This is a genomic window from Pseudomonas sp. AKS31 (assembly GCF_023634765.1).
Classification (GTDB): Bacteria; Pseudomonadota; Gammaproteobacteria; order Pseudomonadales; family Pseudomonadaceae; genus Aquipseudomonas.
In genome coordinates, this window is record NZ_JAMLFX010000002.1 from 734,592 (window position 1) to 750,826 (window position 16,235).

Below are 16,235 nucleotides of genomic sequence, written 5' to 3' on the forward strand. Positions count from 1 at the left end.
ATCACGGTTGCGGCAAACGTGTGCCGACTTTTTCACTGTAGACAATGACCACACTATCTGTGTGAAAACCGACCGTCGGCCGTTTGTCGGCACTCCTGCTAACAACCGCAATCCCTGTGGGAGCTGGCTTGCCAGCGATCGCGGTGGGTCAGTCAGCTACATTGTTGGATATGCCGACGCCATCGCTGGCAAGCCAGCTCCCACAAGGTTTTGGGTGTTCCCGCAGGGTCATGGGTTTATCATGCCCGGCAGGACCATTCCCGCCTTCACGAGACCGCGCATGACTTTCGATTTTGATCAGGTATTCGACCGCCACAACACTGGCAGCACCAAGTGGAGCCGCTATTCGGCCGATGTGTTGCCGATGTGGGTCGCTGATATGGATTTCGCCGCGCCGCCGGTGGTGATCGAGGCGTTGCAGCAACGCTTGCTGCACCCGCTGGTGGGCTACAGCGTGGCGCAGGACAACTTGCGCGAAGCCATCGTCGCCGACCTCTGGAACAAATTTTCCTGGAAGGTCAAACCGCAGGAGCTGATTTTCCTGCCCGGCGTCGAATCAGGCTTCAACATGGCTTTGAAAGCGCTGGTGCAGCCGCAACAGAACGTCGTGGTGCAAGTGCCCAACTACCCACCTCTGCGCCATGCGCCGGGGCACTGGGGGTTGAACAAGGTTGAACTGGAATTCGTTGCGCAGGCTGACGGCACTTACCTGACGCCGTTGGACGTGTTGCGGGAATCGCTGAACGGCGGCGGCGCGCTGCTGCTGAGCAACCCGCACAACCCGATCGGCAAAGTGTTTGGCCGTGACGAGCTGCAAGCCGTGGCCGACATCTGTGCGGCGCAGGACGCCTGGATCATCTCCGACGAAATCCACGCCGAGTTGTGCTTCGACGGTCGCGTGCACATTCCGACCGCGTCGCTGAGCGCGGAGATTGCCGAGCGCACCATCACCCTGATGTCGGCGAGCAAGGCCTACAACATCGCCGGTCTCAAGACCTCGTTCATGATCATCCAGAACGCCGCCCTGCGCGAACGCGTCAACCACGCCCGTTGCGGCATGGTCGACAGCGTCAACCCGCTGGGCATGGAAGCCACCCGCGTCGCTTACAGCGAGGGTGCGCCGTGGTTGGCCGAGCTGAAAACCTACCTGCAAGCCAACCGCGACTGGCTGGTTGAAGCGGTGCGCAGCCGCTTGCCCGGCGTGACCATCAATGTGCCGCAGGGCACCTATCTGGCGTGGCTGGATTGCTCGGCGCTGGATCTGGACAACCCGCAGCAGTTCTTCCTTGAGCAGGCCAAAGTGGGGCTGAGCGCCGGTCTGGACTTCGGCGATCAACACCAGCAGTTCGTACGCCTGAACTTCGGCTGCCCGCGCTCGCTGCTCGAAGAAGGTATCGCCCGCATGGAGCATGCACTGGCAAAACGCAACACCTGAAACCACCACTAAACCCTGTGGGAGCTGGCTTGCCAGCGATAACAATGTATCAGTCGACATTAATGTTGAATGTCAGACCGCTATCGCTGGCAAGCCAGCTCCCACAGGTTCTTTATTCAGTCTGAAAACCGTTGGAAATCCGATCGAACTCACGGCAAACGCACCGGGTCAACCGCCCATACCAGCCATGAAACCTCGGAGACCCGCGATGACCGACTATCCAAAACCACCCTTCCCCGCACAAGCCCAAGCCGTACCCGGTTCGCAACGCAAAATGGAGCCCTATCCTGATTGTGGCGAGCAAAGCTACGTCGGTTCCGGGCGACTGGCCGGCAAGATCGCCCTGATCACGGGCGCCGACAGCGGCATAGGCCGCGCCGTGGCTATTGCGTTCGCCCGTGAAGGCGCCGATGTGGCGGTGGCGTATCTGGATGAACACGACGACGCCAAGGAAACCGCGCGCTGGGTCGAACAGGCCGGGCGCCAGTGCCTGCTGTTACCGGGCGATATCGCGCAAAAGGCCCATTGCCAGGCCTTGGTCGACAAGACCGTCGAACGCTTCGGCCGCATCGATGTGCTGGTCAACAACGCGGCGTTCCAGATGACTCACGAAAACTTCGAAGATATCCCCGACGACGAATGGGTGATGACCTTCGACGTCAACATCACCGCGATTTTCCGGCTGTGTCAGGCGGCGATCAAACACATGCGTGCCGGCGCGTCGATCATCAACACCAGCTCGATCAACTCGGACATGCCCAAACCCACCCTGCTCGCCTACGCCACCACCAAAGGCGCGATCGCCAATTTCACCGGTGGTCTGGCGCAGATGCTTGGGCCGAAGGAAATCCGCGTGAACTGTGTGGCACCGGGGCCGATCTGGACGCCGCTGATCGTCTCGACCATGCCCGATGAAGAAGTGCAGAACTTCGGCGGCAACACCCCGCTCGGCCGCCCCGGTCAACCGGTGGAAGTGGCGCCGATCTATGTGCTGCTCGCCTCGGACGAAGCCAGCTATATCACCGGCCAGCGCTATGGCGTGACCGGTGGTAAACCGATGTTGTGATGACGCCTTCGCCAACGCCTACAGTACAACTGAAGGCCCATTGAACACGGTGCGATTGCCGTCAGATCAAACATTTGAGGGCGGCAGATCATGAGTTTTATCGTGTGGGTCGCCGTACTCGGCGCCGTCCTGCTGACCCTGGCACTGACCTCGTCGTATCTGCGGTGGATGCCGGTGACCACCTCGGCGGTTTGCTTGCTGCTGGGGATAGGCATCGGCCCCAGTGGCCTCGATCTGCTGAAGCTATCCCTGGAAGACGCCTCGCTGTGGATGGAGCACTTGACGGAAGTTGCGGTGCTCTTCTCCCTGTTCGTCTGCGGCCTGAAGCTGCGTCTGCCGCTGCGCGACAAGCGTTGGCGAATCGCCTTTGGCCTCGCCGGGCCGGTGATGGTGCTGACCATCGCCGGAGTTTGTCTGCTGCTGCATTTTGCATTGCGTTTGCCGTGGGGGCCGTCGCTGTTGATCGGCGCGATTCTGGCGCCGACCGACCCGGTGCTGGCGGCGCTGGTGCAGGTCAACGATGCGCGGGATGTGGACAGCGTGCGTTTCGGCCTGTCGGGTGAGGCCGGGCTCAATGACGGCGTGGCCTTTCCGTTCGTGATTCTCGGCTTGTTGTTGATCCACGGCGATGGCTCTGCCGCCGAGTGGCAGGGTTGGGTCTTGCGCAGCTTGTTGTGGGCGGTGCCCGCAGGACTGCTGACCGGGTACTGGATGGGCCGTGGCATTGGCCGTGTAACCCTGTCGCTGCGCATCCACAACGACGACAGCACGCTCAGCCCGAATGATTATCTGGCGTTGTCGTTGATTGCCCTGGCCTACGTCGTTGCCGAAGCGATTGGCGGCTATGGCTTTCTGTCGGTATTCGCTGCCGGGTTGGGCCTGCGTCAGGTCGAAGTCAAATCCACCGGCGCCGGGCAGCCGCCCGCCGAACACTTGGTGCAACCGGTGGTCGGCCATCAGAACGTCGAACCGCAGCAGGCGGTGCATGGCGACACCGAACGGCTGGAAAGCAGCCAGGTTGCCGCCGGGATCATGATGGGCGACATGCTGTCGTTCGGCAGTCTGGTCGAACGCGCCATGGAAGTGTTTCTGGTGACCCTGCTTGGCGTGGTGCTGGTGGCGCACTGGGATTGGCGGGCGTTGCTGGTGGGCGGCGTGCTGTTCTGCCTGATCCGTCCGGCCTGCGTTGCGCTGATGCCTTGGGGCACGCTGCTTGAAGGACGGCAACGGTTTTTGATCGGCTGGTTTGGCATTCGCGGGATCGGCAGCCTGTTCTATCTGTTTTATGCCTTGAACCACGGGCTGACAGACTCACTGGCCAGCCTGTGTACCGACCTGACCTTGTCGGTGGTGGCGCTGAGCATTTTGCTCCACGGCATCAGCACGCAACCGATCCTCGCTCGTTACGAACGGCGAAAAAAACGAAAAGCCTGATTCTTCTCCGCGATTTTCTAAAGGCAATTGATCGAATTTTTTTCTGTAAAAAAATGGATCCCTGATTAATGGCCGGCAGTCACAAGCATAACCCCTCGCCGGATATGCCCGGCCGGGCCCGGCAGGTTCGGTTCCCCTGCGGCGCTACGCCTATGAAACGGAATCCTTGAAGATTAAGGTCACGGTCATGAAAGAATGCTCGACTCCTGCGCAAATCAAGGCTTGCAGAGCACTGGCTCTGGAACGCAATCGTCAATTGTTCGATAACGCCCACACCCTCAACCGCGCAGCCAATGCGCTGCTCGACGTGGCCGATCTGGACATTGAGCAGTTTGAGCGCTACCGCGCACTGCGCAAGAAAGCCGACTCGATGTTTGAAGACGCCATCGACCATTTGTGCGTCCTGAACGAGGACTTCCCACCGATCCCGATGTCCTCGCAGAACTCGGTGGCGTTGCGTCGAGAGCTTGAAACTGTGGAGTGAGGCAGAAAAGCCCCTCACCCTAGCGCTCTCCCAAAGGGAGAGGGAACTGACCGAGGTGGATGGTCGGGATACGCCGACTTGAGATACCGAGTCGAATGCAGATTTTGACCGCAACCGAGATCGCCTCCCTTCCGAGTGAACCCCGACAGCCCCTCACCCTAGCCCTCTCCCAAGGGAGAGGGAACTGACCGAGGTGGATGGTCGGGATACGCTGACCTGAGATACCGAGTCGAACGCAGATTTTGAGTACAACGAAGATCTGCTCCCTTCCCCCCTCGCCCCTTTGGGGGAGAGGGCTGGGGTGAGGGGGATCGATCTAAAGTGCGCCACAACAATCCAGACGAATAAAAAAGCCCGGCCACATAAGCCGGGCTTTTCTGAACTTGGCCATCACCCCCCCGGATTGGTCACCTGAATAAACACCGCATAACTCCCCAGCAACACCCAGAACGTCGCAAAGATCCACGGCGTGCGCACCGAAAACAGCAGGGACTTGCGATAGCCCTTGTGGCTCGATTCCATTTCACTGAACAGCGGCGATTCGTCATACGCCAGGCCCATCAGCGGCTCGCTGTGCAGCAAGTGGCTCTGCTTGAAATGCCAGTGATCGATGATGTCATACGCGGCACGAATCCCCGGCCAGGCATTCAGCGAGCTGAGCAGCCCGAGCAGGGCCAGAAACGGTGGCACCACCAGGGTGAACAACTTGCCCCACTCCGGGTTGAGGTTGGCCATGCACGAGGCAAAGGCAATCACCAGAAACGACTGGGCCGCCAGATAGGCGTCGGTGCGGTTGGCGAGGATGCTGGTTTCGTACTGGATCTCCCGCCGATAGAAATCCAGCCGTTCCTTGGGTGAGCCGAACATTTTGGCGTCATGTTCGGTCAGGGTTTCTTCAGCGGTTGGCTCGGTCAGTATGCGAGACACAAGATGCACGCTCCGGGGTGGGGAAAGCCTTTAGAAGTCCCGGTTGGTGCGCAAGTTCAGACGGATTGACCGACGTCTTGTTTCATCGATTGGGCAATGATCGCCACCAGATTCATTTGCGTGAATGGCTTGGGCAGCCGTGGCAGTTGCGCGGCAAAACCTTCCAGACGCTCGGCGTAACCGGTGGCCAGAATGATCGGCAGATCCGGTTTGAGCACGCGCACGGCATGGGCCAGTTGCGCGCCGCTCATCTTCGGCATGGCCATGTCGGTGATCATCAGGTCGATGACTTCGCCCTGATCGAACAGCGCCAGCGCCTGCGCACCGGAGGTCGCACTGACCACCCGATGACCAAGGTCTTCGAGCAGCAGGCTGGTGCTGGTCAACACCAATGAGTCGTCATCCACCACCAGCACGCTGAGTCTTGGCACCACCACGGGCTCGGCGTATGGCTGCAACGGCTTGCTGACCGTACCCTCGCCAGCCACCGGAATCCACAGTTCTGCCGTGGTGCCCTGAGCCTTTTCGCTTTTGAGGACGAAACGCCCACCGAGTTGTTCCATAAAGCCGTGGACCATCGACAAACCCAGCCCGGTGCCCTTGCCAAGACCTTTGGTGGTGAAAAACGGATCCCTGGCCGACGCCAGTGTGTGCTCATCCATGCCCTCCCCGGTGTCGATGACGCTGAGGCAGACGTAACGCCCCGCCAGCAGGTCCGAATGCCCCAGCTCAAGCACCACTTGCGGTTCAGCGGTGATGCTTACCGTACCGCCGTCGGGCATCGCGTCGCGGGCGTTGGTCGCCAGATTGAGCAAGGCCAGTTCCAACTGATTGGTGTCCGCCAGCACCGGTTCGAGATCGTCGGGAAACTGCGTGTCGACACGGATGCCCGGCCCGAGGGAGCTGCGCAGCAAACCGGTGATGCCCTGAACCAATTGCGCGATATCCACCGATTCGGTCTTCAGCTCCTGACGGCGGGCGAACGCCAGCATACGCTGGGTCAGCGACACGCCGCGCAAGGCGCCCTGGGTGGCGTTTTCCAGCAGGCGGCTGATTTTCGGATCGTCGCCCACTCGTTTGTGCACGATCTCCAGGTTACCGAGAATCACTGTCAGCAGATTATTGAAGTCATGGGCGACGCCGCCGCTGAGTTGGCCGATGGCCTGCATCTTCTGCGCCTGGAACAGCGCTTCACGGGTTTTCTCCAGCGCCTGCTGTGCCTGATGGGCTTCGGTAATGTCGCGGGTGATCTTGGCAAAACCGAGCAATGTGCCGGTGTCGCCACGAATCGCATCGACCACCACGTGAGCGAGAAAGCGCGTGCCATCCTTACGCATCCGCCAGCTCTTGTTCTCGAAGCGGCCTTCGCGGGTGGCGATTTCCAGCGCCCGTTGCGGCTCGCCGAGTTCGCGGTCTTCAGGGGTATAGAAGATCGAAAAGTGCTGGCCGATGATTTCTTCCGGCAGATAGCCCTTGATCCGCTGAGCGCCCTGGTTCCAGTTGCTGACCCGGCCTTCGGGGCTGAGCATGTAGATCGCATAATCGGTGACGCCCTGCACCAGCAAGCGGAACTGCTGTTCGCTTTGCTTGAGGGTTTCCTCGGCCATCTTGCGGTCGGTCAGGTCGCGGGTGATCTTGGCGTAACCGAGCAACTTGCCGCTGGGATCAATGATCGGATCGATCACCACGTGTGACCAGAAATTGGTGCCGTCCTTGCGCACCCGCCAGCCCTCGCCTTCGAAACGTCCTTCACGGATCGCGGTATCGAGCGCGCGTTGCGGCAGGCCGGCGGCGCGATCATCAGCGGTATAGAAGCGGGAAAAATGTTCGCCGAGGATTTCCGCTTCTTCGTAGCCCTTGAAGCGTTTGGCGCCGGAGTTCCAACTGGTGATGATGCCGTCGGGATCGATCATGTAGATCGCATAGTCGACCACCGCATCGATCAATAGACGAAAACGCATCTCTTCGATCGCCGCGGTCTTGTTTTTCTCGCTCATCACACTCACCAGCCATTGTCATGAGCAGAAGTATGCGGCAATCCAGCGAATTGGGAAGCGGCCATCTCATGCTTGATCGCCCACCAGCGCGGCAGCAGCTGTTTGATCCGGCTCTCGGCAAAGCGGTCGTCAATCAGCATGACCACGCCGCGGTCCTCGCGGGTCCGGATGACTCGTCCGGCGGCCTGCACCACTTTCTGTACGCCGGGGTACAGGTAGGTGTAGTCGTAACCGGCGCCGAAAATGGCCGCCATGCGGTTTTTGAGTTGTTCATTGACCGGATTGAATTGCGCCAGCCCCAGCGTGGCAATGAACGCGCCGATCAGCCGCGCACCGGGTAAATCGATGCCTTCGCCGAACGCACCGCCCAATACGGCAAAGCCGACGCCCTGACTGTGGGCAGTGAACTGATCGAGAAAGGCCTGCCGCGCCCCTTCGAGCATCCCGCGCGATTGCTGCCACAGGGTAATGTGCGGGTGACGCTCAGCCAGTAACGACGCCACTTGCTGCAGATAATCGAAGCTGCTGAAAAACGCCAGGTAGTTGCCCGGACGTTCGCTGAACTGCCGCGCGATCAATTCGACGATCGGCTCCAGCGAGGCCTGACGATGGTTGAAGCGTGTCGAGATGCGGCTGACGATCTGCACCTGCAACTGCTCGGCGCAAAACGGCGATTCGACGTCGATCCACACGGTGTCGGCGGGCGTGCCGAGCAAATCCGCGTAATAGTGGCGCGGGCTGAGGGTCGCGGAAAACAGCACGCTGCTGCGCGCCGCTTTCAGGCGCGGGCCAATGAACGCGGCCGGCACCACGTTGCGCAGGCACAATTGCGACAGCGGCTTTTTGCGGTCGAGGTCGCGCTTGCTGATATCGAACAGGTAATGCTCGTCGTACAGCTCCGCCACCCGGGCGAACTGCAGCAGGTCGAAGTAGAAGTTCTGCAAGGCGCTGTCGAGACCCTGCGGATGGTCATTGAGGTAATCACCAATGGCCGCGCAGCACAGCGAGATCGCGTGCAGAAGTTTTTCCGGGGCCTTGTCGTAAGCCTGATACGCCGCCAGTTGCGGCGCATGCAGCGCGTTCCATTCACGGTTGATTCGTTGCAACGGGTTTTTCAGCGGTGCCGGCGCGGTTTTGCGCACGCTGCCCAGGGTGAACTGATCAAGACTGGCGCTGTACATCTGCCGCCCGCGCTCGACAAGGTTGTGCGCCTCGTCCGCCAGTACCGCGACTTTCCATTGATTGAGCTGGGCCAGACCGAACAGTAACGCGCTGAAGTCGAAGTAATAGTTGTAGTCGGCGATCACCACGTCCACCCAACGGGCCATCTCCTGACTCAGGTAATACGGGCACACCGCGTGTTGCGCAGCGACCTCGCGCATGGCGGCTTGATCGAGCAGGCGGATTCGACTGGCCGCTTCCCGCGCGGCGGGCAAGCGATCATAAAAGCCTTGGGCCAACGGGCAGGATTCGCCGTGACAGGCTTTGTCCGGGTGTTCGCAGGCCTTGTCCCGGGCGACCATTTCCAGCACGCGCAAGGGCAAGGCTGGTGACTGATCGAACAACACCTGACTGGCATCCAGCGCCAATTTGCGCCCCGGCGTTTTGGCGGTGAGGAAGAACACCTTGTCCAGTTGCTGCGGCGCCAGCGCTTTGAGCATCGGGAACAGCGTGCCGAGGGTTTTGCCAATGCCGGTGGGGGCCTGAGCCATCAGGCAACGGCCAGTGCTGACGGCCTTGAACACTGATTCCGCCAAGTGCCGCTGGCCGGGACGAAAGTCCGCATGGGGAAACGCCAGTTGTTGCGCGGCCAGATTGCGCGCCTCGCGATGGGCCATTTCCTGTTCGGCCCATTGCAGGAACAGCGTGCATTGCTGCTCGAAAAAGGCCTGGAGGCTGTCGGCGCTGTGGGCCTCGACCAGGCAGGTTTCCTTCTCGCTGACGATATCGAAGTACACCAGCGCCAGATTGATCTGCTCGAGTTCGAGTTTGCGGCACATCAACCAGCCGTAGATCTTCGCCTGCGCCCAGTGCAACTGGCGATGATTGGCCGGTTGCTTGCTCAGGTCGCCACGGTACGTTTTGACTTCTTCCAGGCAGGTCTGCGCCGGGTCGTAGCCATCCGCCCTGCCCTTGACCTTCAATTGCCGGAATTCGCCTTCCAGCGCCACTTCGCTTTGATATTTCTCGCTGCGCCGCGAGGCCACGGTGCGGTGACCGGCGATGCCTTCCAGGGCCGTGGGTGATGGAGTGAAGCGCAGGTCGAGGTCGCCGGTCTTGGCGGTGAACTCACACAGTGCGCGCACCGCGATGCTGTAGCTCAAGCGCTCTGCTCCGCCCATTGCACATAACACACCGCCACCGGCATCTGGTGTTGGTGGCAGAACTCCAGCCAGCGCAATTGATTGTCCTGCAGGCGATCGCCGGGGCCTTTCACTTCAATCATCCGGTAGGTTTTGTGCTGCGGCCAGAACTGGATCAGGTCGGGCATGCCGGCGCGGTTGGCCTTGATGTCGAGTAGCAAACGGTTGAACCAGTGTTTGAGATGTTCGGCGGGCAGACAGGCCAACGCCTGCTCCAGCAGTTGTTCATTCATGGCGCCCCAGAACACGAACGGCGACTGAATGCCCCATTTGTCGACAAAGCGCTGGCGAATGGTCGCGGCATAGCGACCGTCGTCGAGTTCGCTCAGGCACGCCTGAAACAGCTCGGCGCGGCGTTGCTGGAAGTCTTCATTGAGCAGGTCCACCGGGCCACGCTGGAACGGGTGGAAGAACGCGCCGGGCAACGGCGCAAAAATCGCCGGCCAGCACAGCAGGCCGAACAGCGAGTTGATCAGGCTGTTTTCCACGTAATGCACCGGGCCATCGTCATCGTGCAGATGCGCCTGCACGTAATACTCCACGGACAACGCGGGATCGCTGCGCGGCAATTGCAGGTCCAGCCGCTCGACCGGTTTTGCCGCTGTGCGCTTGAGTGGCGGGCCACCAAGTTTGCGCCGCACCCTTGGCAGAATCCGTTGCAGGCCCTGCTGCTCGGCAGCGCTTTCCGGCGCCTGCTCGGCCAGCGTGGCGAGTTCCAGCGCCAATGGGTATTCGCCGCTGCGCTCCAGCACACGGATCATGCGCAAGCGGGCGCCGGGATAGGCGCAGTCGCGGTAAATGCTCAGGGCCAGGGCAAATTCGCCGATGCGCTCGCAATACTGGCCGATCTGGAACAACACCTTGCCACGCCGGCGTTGCAGCCACGGGTTGTCGAAGTGCAAGGCGCTGACCTGCTCGACGATGGTTGCCAGCGGCTCGCCGGCCTCGAAACGCAATTGGCAATTGTGCAGGAACAGGCAGGCGTCGACGTCTTCGCGACTGCGCAGGCCCCGCGAGTCGGCGCAGAATTCGACTTTTTCATAAGTGAAGATGCCAAGGTCGGCGAGGACGAATTCCGACCAGTCCTGATACAGGTTGCCGAAGAACATCAGCCGCAAGCGATCGCACAGGTCCATGATGGTCAGGCTGAACAAGCGATCATCGAGCAGCGGCGCCCAGTCGCGCAGGCTGCGAGGGTCGTTGAACTGCTCAAGCAGCAGCGGAAGCCAGTCATCCTTGCGGCCCTTGGGCTGCTCGATGAAGGTTGCAAACGCTTGCAGGATCTCGGCCTTGAGCAACACGTCGAACAATTCGGCGAGGGCCAGCGGCGCGTGTTCGTCGATCCAGCCGTGCCCCAGCAACGGCTGCGCGGCCTCGGCGATGTCACCGATTTCAGCGTAATTGAGTTTGCCGGCACGAAAATGCACGCCCTTGCGCATGACCATCCGCACCAGCAAACCCTGCGACGCTCGGGGCAAGGCCTTGAAGTCGCGAATGAACGTGTGTTCCGTTTCACTCATCACATCGGCATAGCGAAGCTCAAGCCAATCAAGCACTTGCCGGAAGTTGTTGAGGTAATAAAACGGGTCGTCAAGGGGATTGGCAGTCACGGGAATTCTGGGCCATGGCGAACAAATACTGGTTATGCGTACAGATACCAGCTGTGCCCCGCCCGGTGCAAACGGAAAATGATCAATGGCATTTTTTCGCCGGGCCATCGAACTTTTGTCCCGGGGATGGCACCAACCGCGTTAGAAGGCCGACAATGCTCGGCATCACATCGAATGAGGATTTAGAGGTGGGTATGAAAATCAAGTCGCTGGGCATCCCTTTCGCCGTCGTTGCCGCGCTGGCACTGGCTGGTTGCTCGACCCCGACGGTGGTCACTCTGCAGAACGGCACCCAGTATCTGACCAAAGACATGCCGAAGACCAAAACCAAGGACGGTTTCTATGAGTTCGAAGACATTTCCGGGGCCAAGGTGAAGGTCCGCGCTGATGAAGTGGCGACCGTTCGCGAAGAAGACTGACACCCTGTGCACTGTGTAGGAGTTGCCGAAGGCTGCGATCTTTTGATCCGGATCTTGAAAATCAACGTCAAAAGATCGCAGCCTTCGGCAGCTCCTACACAGGAATTTCGTGCTATTCGAAAGCAGGCATGCCCGGGAGGCTGCCGTCGCAAGGCATGTACTTACCACCCCGCTTGACTACTTCACCCTGCACGCGCCGGCAGCGTTCCAGATCCTGCTGCGCCATGCGATCAATGCTCAGATTACCGGTGGTTTGCGGCTGCTTGCCGTCACCCAAGCGCAGAGTCACGAACGGTTGTTCGGGTTGAATCTGAAAACGGCTCTTCTCTTCGACCGGTTCAACCGTCTCGCTTTCCGGCGGGCTCGGTAGTTGATCGGTGGTGACGCCGTAACGGCTCAGAATCGAGCTTTGAGGCAGATCGGCACAAGCATTGGCCGAACACAGCGCCAGTGCGACGAAGCCGACATACCCCTTGAAACCTTTCACGTTTGAATCTCCTGTACTCAATGGCGGCTAGCTATAGAACGTGTGTGCACGTGCTGGCTTTAGGCCGCATTTCCTGTTTTTGCAGGGGTTTGAGTCAGGGAGTGGCTGTCGAGTCACTTTTGAAACCGAGTTATCGTTCTTCGCGAGCAGGCTCGCTCCCACAGGGGATTTATAAACGACACAGATCCAGTGTGGGAGCCAGCCTGCTGGCGAAGAGGCCCTTACCGGCGCCCCATCAACCTCAGGCGATCACAACGCCGTCAGCACTCAAGCTATTGAGCGATACCCCCACCAGCGTCACCGAATCGTTGCCAAACGTCAGCACCGTATCCTGCCCGACAGAGGCGGCATGGGCGCGGAAGTCCTCCGCCGGCAAAACACCCTGCACGCCAAGAAACACCAGTTTGTCATTGGAGGTATAGCCGACCACCCGGTCCTGGCCGAACGCGCCGTTGAACAGGAACGTATCCGCCCCGCCCCCCGACTCCATCAGGTCGTTGCCGGTGCCGCCGACGAACACGTCATTGCCCGCGCCGCCAATCAGGTGATCGTTGCCGTCCAGGCCGAACAACCAGTCGCCACCGGCATGCGCCTTCAACGTATCGGCGCCGCCAGTGCCTTTGACACTGGATTCGTACGCGGTGACGTTGTTGCCGACCTTCAAACCGCTGGCCGTGACGCTGTGGGTCACGTCGTCCTTGAACAACCCCCAAAGAAAGCCCGGTTCCTTGGTGACAATGCTGCCGATGTCGCGGGTGATGCTGATCCCGCCGTTGGCATCGCGGATGTATAGATTGCCGGCGCCGTCATTGGCGAAGTCGAAGTTCTTCACCGCGCTTTGCAAGTCGAGGGTATTGCTGCCCTGCCCGCCAAGGATGACGTTGTAGCCGCCGCCGTCACGGAAGGTGTCGTTGCCGGCGCGGCCTTCCAGGTAATCGTTGCCGCTGCCACCCTGGATCAGGTCATTGGCATCGCTGCCGATGATGAACGTGCTGCCCTTGTGGGTTTCGGCGTTGCGGTTGAGGTCTTGTACCCAAGTGTTGGCCCGCGCCGGGTCCGAGAGGTTGGCGACGATGATCGTCGAGTCGCGGCTGGTCAGGTCGTAGAATTTTGATTCGATCACCCGGTTCATGCCGTCGCCATACGCGGTCGGCAAGTGCGAGATCCAGGTGGGAATATTGAGGATCGAGTACGGCAGCAGATTCCACGCGGTCGAGGCGTAGTGATCGTTGAAGCTGACGATGTTGTCGGTAGCCGATACTTTGGACGCATCGTGCACGCCGATCGAAGCACCGGTGAAGGTCGAGCCGTCGAGGGCGCGGAACACCGGGTCGTTTTCGTAGCCGACGTTGAGCACTTTGTCGGTGCTGCTCTGGGTGGGCGAGGCGTAGGCGATGTAGTTGGAATCGGCGAAGAAACCGCCCCACTTGCCGCTGCTCAAGTCGGCCATGCTGTTGACCGCCAAACCACCGAGGCTGTGGCCGCTGACCAGCACGTCCTTGCCGCTGAGGCCGTTGGCCTTGGCGAACGCCACCACATCATTGAGCAGATTGCCGAAGGCTTCGCCGACGTAGTTCTTGGCGTAATCCTTGGGACCGAAGGCGGCGAGCAGGTCGTTGATCACGTCGCCGATGGAGTCGATGATCAGGTTTTCCCGTGGACCGCTGGTGCCGCGAAAGGCAATACCGATTTCCGTGAGATGGCCCTGGGCGTCGTACTTGCCGAGGATTTCCACTTGGGCGGTGGTGTAACCGGCCTTCTCGCCGAAGAAGGTTCCGCGAGCATCGGTTTTGCCGTCGTAGCCCAGTTGCGAGGCAGTGATCGGCGTCCAGCCGGCCTTTTTCACGGCGTCGAGGGCGAGCTTTTCCGAGTCGGGGTTCCACGGAATGCCGGGGATCACCCCCTGGGAATCGGTACCGCCGAGCAGCGCCGTGACCAGCGTGGCAGGCAGGCCGAGGCCGAAACCGTTGTGCTGATAACCGGCGGCAAAGCCGTTATCGAGGTTGTGGTAGGAATACAGCGTGATCGCCATGGCATCGCTGAACAACGCCTTGGAATCGGCTGTGCCGAAGTTCTTGTAGTCATACACACCCATTGCTATTGCCTCTCTCTTGTTGGAATTGTTAGAGATAGCTCACAGCCAGGGCGCCCCACGGGGACGCCCCGGAGCATTTCGATACAACACTTCTTTAACGCGACATTTGCAGGAGCTGCCGAAGGCTTCGATCTTTTGACTTTGCTCTTAAAAGCAAGATCAAAAGATCGCAGCCTCGTTTCACTCGACAGCTCCTACAGGATTACTGTTTAGGCGAAAACGAACGCCGAGTCCGACATGTTAGCCACTCCCACCCCGATCAGGGTCACGGCATAGTCGCCAATCTTCAGCACGGTATCGTTGCCGGCCTGCGCCGCGTGCTGCTTGTAGTCGTAGCCCTGCCCCGCGCCTTCAACGCCCATGAACACCAGTTTGTCGTTGCCCTGATAACCATTAATGGCATCGAAACCGAACGCGCCGCTGAACAGGAAGGTGTTGTTGCCACCCACTGCGCTCATCAGGTCATTGCCGGCGCCACCGACGAAGGTTACGTGGCCCTTGTCGCTGATCAGTTTGTCGTCGCCACCGAGGCCGAACAGCCAGTCACCGTCAGCGGTGGCGTGCAGGGCATTGCCGTAGCCATCGCCGCTGAGCGAGTGGTTGTACTGGGTCAGTTCGTTGCCATTGGTCAAGCCTTTGGCCGTGACGCTCCAAGTGATTTCCTTGCTGCCCCACCACGAACCCGACTCCTTGCTCACCAGCGCGCCGATGTCGCGGGTCATGCTGATACCGCCGTAGGCGTCGCGCACGTACAGCGTGCCGTCACCGTCGTTGGCGAAGCTGAAGTTCTGCAACGGTTTCTGCAGTTCGAAGGTGTTGTGGCCCTGGCCACCGAGCAGGATGTTGTAGCCGCCGTCATCACGGAAACGGTCATCGCCGCCGAGGCCTTCAAGGAAGTCGTTGCCCGCCCCGCCCTTGAGCCAGTCGTTGCTCTGGGTGCCGATGATGAAGGTGCTGCCGGTGTGCGGCTCGCCGCTGCGGCCGAGGTCTTCGACCCAGGTCTTGCCGCGAGAAGCCTCTTCCAGATTGGAGACGATGATCGTCGAGTCTTTATGCGTCAGGTTGTAGAACTTCGAATCGATGACTCGATTCAAGCCATCGGCATAGCCCAACGAGCTGTGGGCCGACCAGTTCAGCGGATTGACGATGCTGAACGGCACCAGGTTCTGCGCGGTGGACGCGTAGTTATCGTTGAAGTTGACGATGTTGTCGGTGGTCGAATCGTGCGGCTTGTCGTGCTTGCCCATCGAAGCAGTGCTGAACGTGGTGCCATCGAGTACGCGGAACACCGGATCGTTCTCGAAACCGATGTTCAGCACGTTATTGCCCGTGCTGCTTTGGGTTGGCGAGGCGAAGGTGATGTAGTTGGCATCCTTGAAGAAGCCGCCCCAGTTGCTCGCGCTCAACTCGGCCACGCTGTTGACGCCGAGCCCGCCGAGGCTGTGGCCGCTAAGCAGCACGTCCTTGGCGGCGATGCCGTTGGCAATGGCGAATGCCGCGACTGCCTTGAGCAAATTGTCGAAGGCATTCTTCGCGTAGTTGCTCGCGTAATCCGACGGCCCGATGGCGGCCAGCAGGTTGTTTTTCAGGTCACCGAAAGTGTCGCTGTAACCCAGCCCGCCGGTGCCACGAAAAGCAACGCCGATGCCGATCAGCCTGCCGGCGGCGTCGTATTTACCGAGCACTTCGGCCTCGGCACTGGTGAAGCCGTCCTTCTCGCCGAAGAACGTGCCCTGCGGCCCGACCTTGCCCTGATAGCCCAGCGCCGTCGCCGTGAGCGGCGCCCAAGCGGTGGCCGGCAGAGGCTTGCCGGTCGGCGTGTAGGCATACAGCGTCAGCGCGATGGCGTCGCTGTACAACGCTTTGCCATCGGTATTTTTATAATCGAACAGTCCCATGTTGTGCTCTCTCTTCCTTC

Annotated in this window: 12 protein-coding genes; 5 read left to right on the top strand and 7 right to left on the bottom strand. The window is 60.3% G+C overall.

The genetic code is table 11. The annotated features are described in order from the left end of the window. Positions 1-280: 280 nt before the first annotated feature. From M9827_RS09320 to M9827_RS09335, 4 genes are all read left to right on the top strand, one after another. Positions 281-1,435, top strand: a complete 1,155-nt coding sequence (locus tag M9827_RS09320) for a MalY/PatB family protein (protein WP_250605195.1) — start codon at positions 281-283, stop codon at positions 1,433-1,435. 208 nt (positions 1,436-1,643) lie between these two features. Beyond that, positions 1,644-2,501 carry a glucose 1-dehydrogenase gene (locus M9827_RS09325; protein ID WP_250605196.1) on the top strand — a complete coding sequence of 286 codons (858 nt, stop codon included), beginning with the start codon at positions 1,644-1,646 and terminating at the stop codon, positions 2,499-2,501. Positions 2,502-2,591: 90 nt separating this feature from the next. Beyond that, the gene (locus M9827_RS09330) at positions 2,592-3,935 is read left to right on the top strand and encodes a cation:proton antiporter (protein WP_250605197.1); all 1,344 of its coding nucleotides are present in this window, start codon (positions 2,592-2,594) and stop codon (positions 3,933-3,935) included. Between the two features lie 187 nt (positions 3,936-4,122). Further along, positions 4,123-4,419: a hypothetical protein gene (locus M9827_RS09335; protein ID WP_141125586.1), complete on the top strand. Its 297-nt coding sequence runs from the start codon at positions 4,123-4,125 to the stop codon at positions 4,417-4,419. Positions 4,420-4,809: 390 nt separating this feature from the next. On the opposite strand, the gene M9827_RS09340 is transcribed toward M9827_RS09335, so the two are convergent. From M9827_RS09340 to M9827_RS09355, 4 genes are read right to left on the bottom strand one after another with little or no spacing between them, the layout of a single operon-like run. Then, positions 4,810-5,346: a hypothetical protein gene (locus tag M9827_RS09340; protein WP_016983364.1), complete on the bottom strand. Its 537-nt coding sequence runs from the start codon at positions 5,344-5,346 to the stop codon at positions 4,810-4,812. Positions 5,347-5,402: 56 nt separating this feature from the next. Then, positions 5,403-7,343, bottom strand: a complete 1,941-nt coding sequence (locus M9827_RS09345) for a hybrid sensor histidine kinase/response regulator (protein ID WP_250605198.1) — start codon at positions 7,341-7,343, stop codon at positions 5,403-5,405. 5 nt (positions 7,344-7,348) lie between these two features. After that, a complete protein-coding gene (locus M9827_RS09350; protein WP_250605199.1) occupies positions 7,349-9,667 on the bottom strand; it encodes an ATP-dependent DNA helicase in 2,319 nt (772 codons plus the stop codon). Continuing rightward, on the bottom strand, positions 9,664-11,316 hold the full coding sequence (locus M9827_RS09355) for a VRR-NUC domain-containing protein (RefSeq protein ID WP_250605200.1): 1,653 nt from the start codon (positions 11,314-11,316) through the stop codon (positions 9,664-9,666). The genes M9827_RS09350 and M9827_RS09355 overlap by 4 nt, the downstream gene beginning before the upstream one ends. Before the next feature lie 194 nt (positions 11,317-11,510). Between M9827_RS09355 and M9827_RS09360 the strand changes: the two genes are divergently transcribed. Next, the gene (locus tag M9827_RS09360; RefSeq protein WP_077572987.1) at positions 11,511-11,735 is read left to right on the top strand and encodes a YgdI/YgdR family lipoprotein; all 225 of its coding nucleotides are present in this window, start codon (positions 11,511-11,513) and stop codon (positions 11,733-11,735) included. A 112-nt stretch (positions 11,736-11,847) separates the two neighbouring features. Here M9827_RS09360 and M9827_RS09365 read toward each other — a convergent pair whose 3' ends face one another. From M9827_RS09365 to M9827_RS09375, 3 genes are all read right to left on the bottom strand, one after another. Further along, positions 11,848-12,222 (bottom strand): hypothetical protein, encoded by a 375-nt coding sequence (locus M9827_RS09365; RefSeq protein WP_250605201.1) that lies wholly within the window; start codon positions 12,220-12,222, stop codon positions 11,848-11,850. 241 nt (positions 12,223-12,463) lie between these two features. After that, entirely contained in the window at positions 12,464-14,317 is a 1,854-nt protein-coding gene (locus tag M9827_RS09370) for a polyurethane esterase (RefSeq protein WP_250605202.1), read from the bottom strand. Positions 14,318-14,526: 209 nt separating this feature from the next. Then, positions 14,527-16,215 (bottom strand): polyurethane esterase, encoded by a 1,689-nt coding sequence (locus M9827_RS09375; protein ID WP_250605203.1) that lies wholly within the window; start codon positions 16,213-16,215, stop codon positions 14,527-14,529. Positions 16,216-16,235 lie beyond the last annotated feature (20 nt).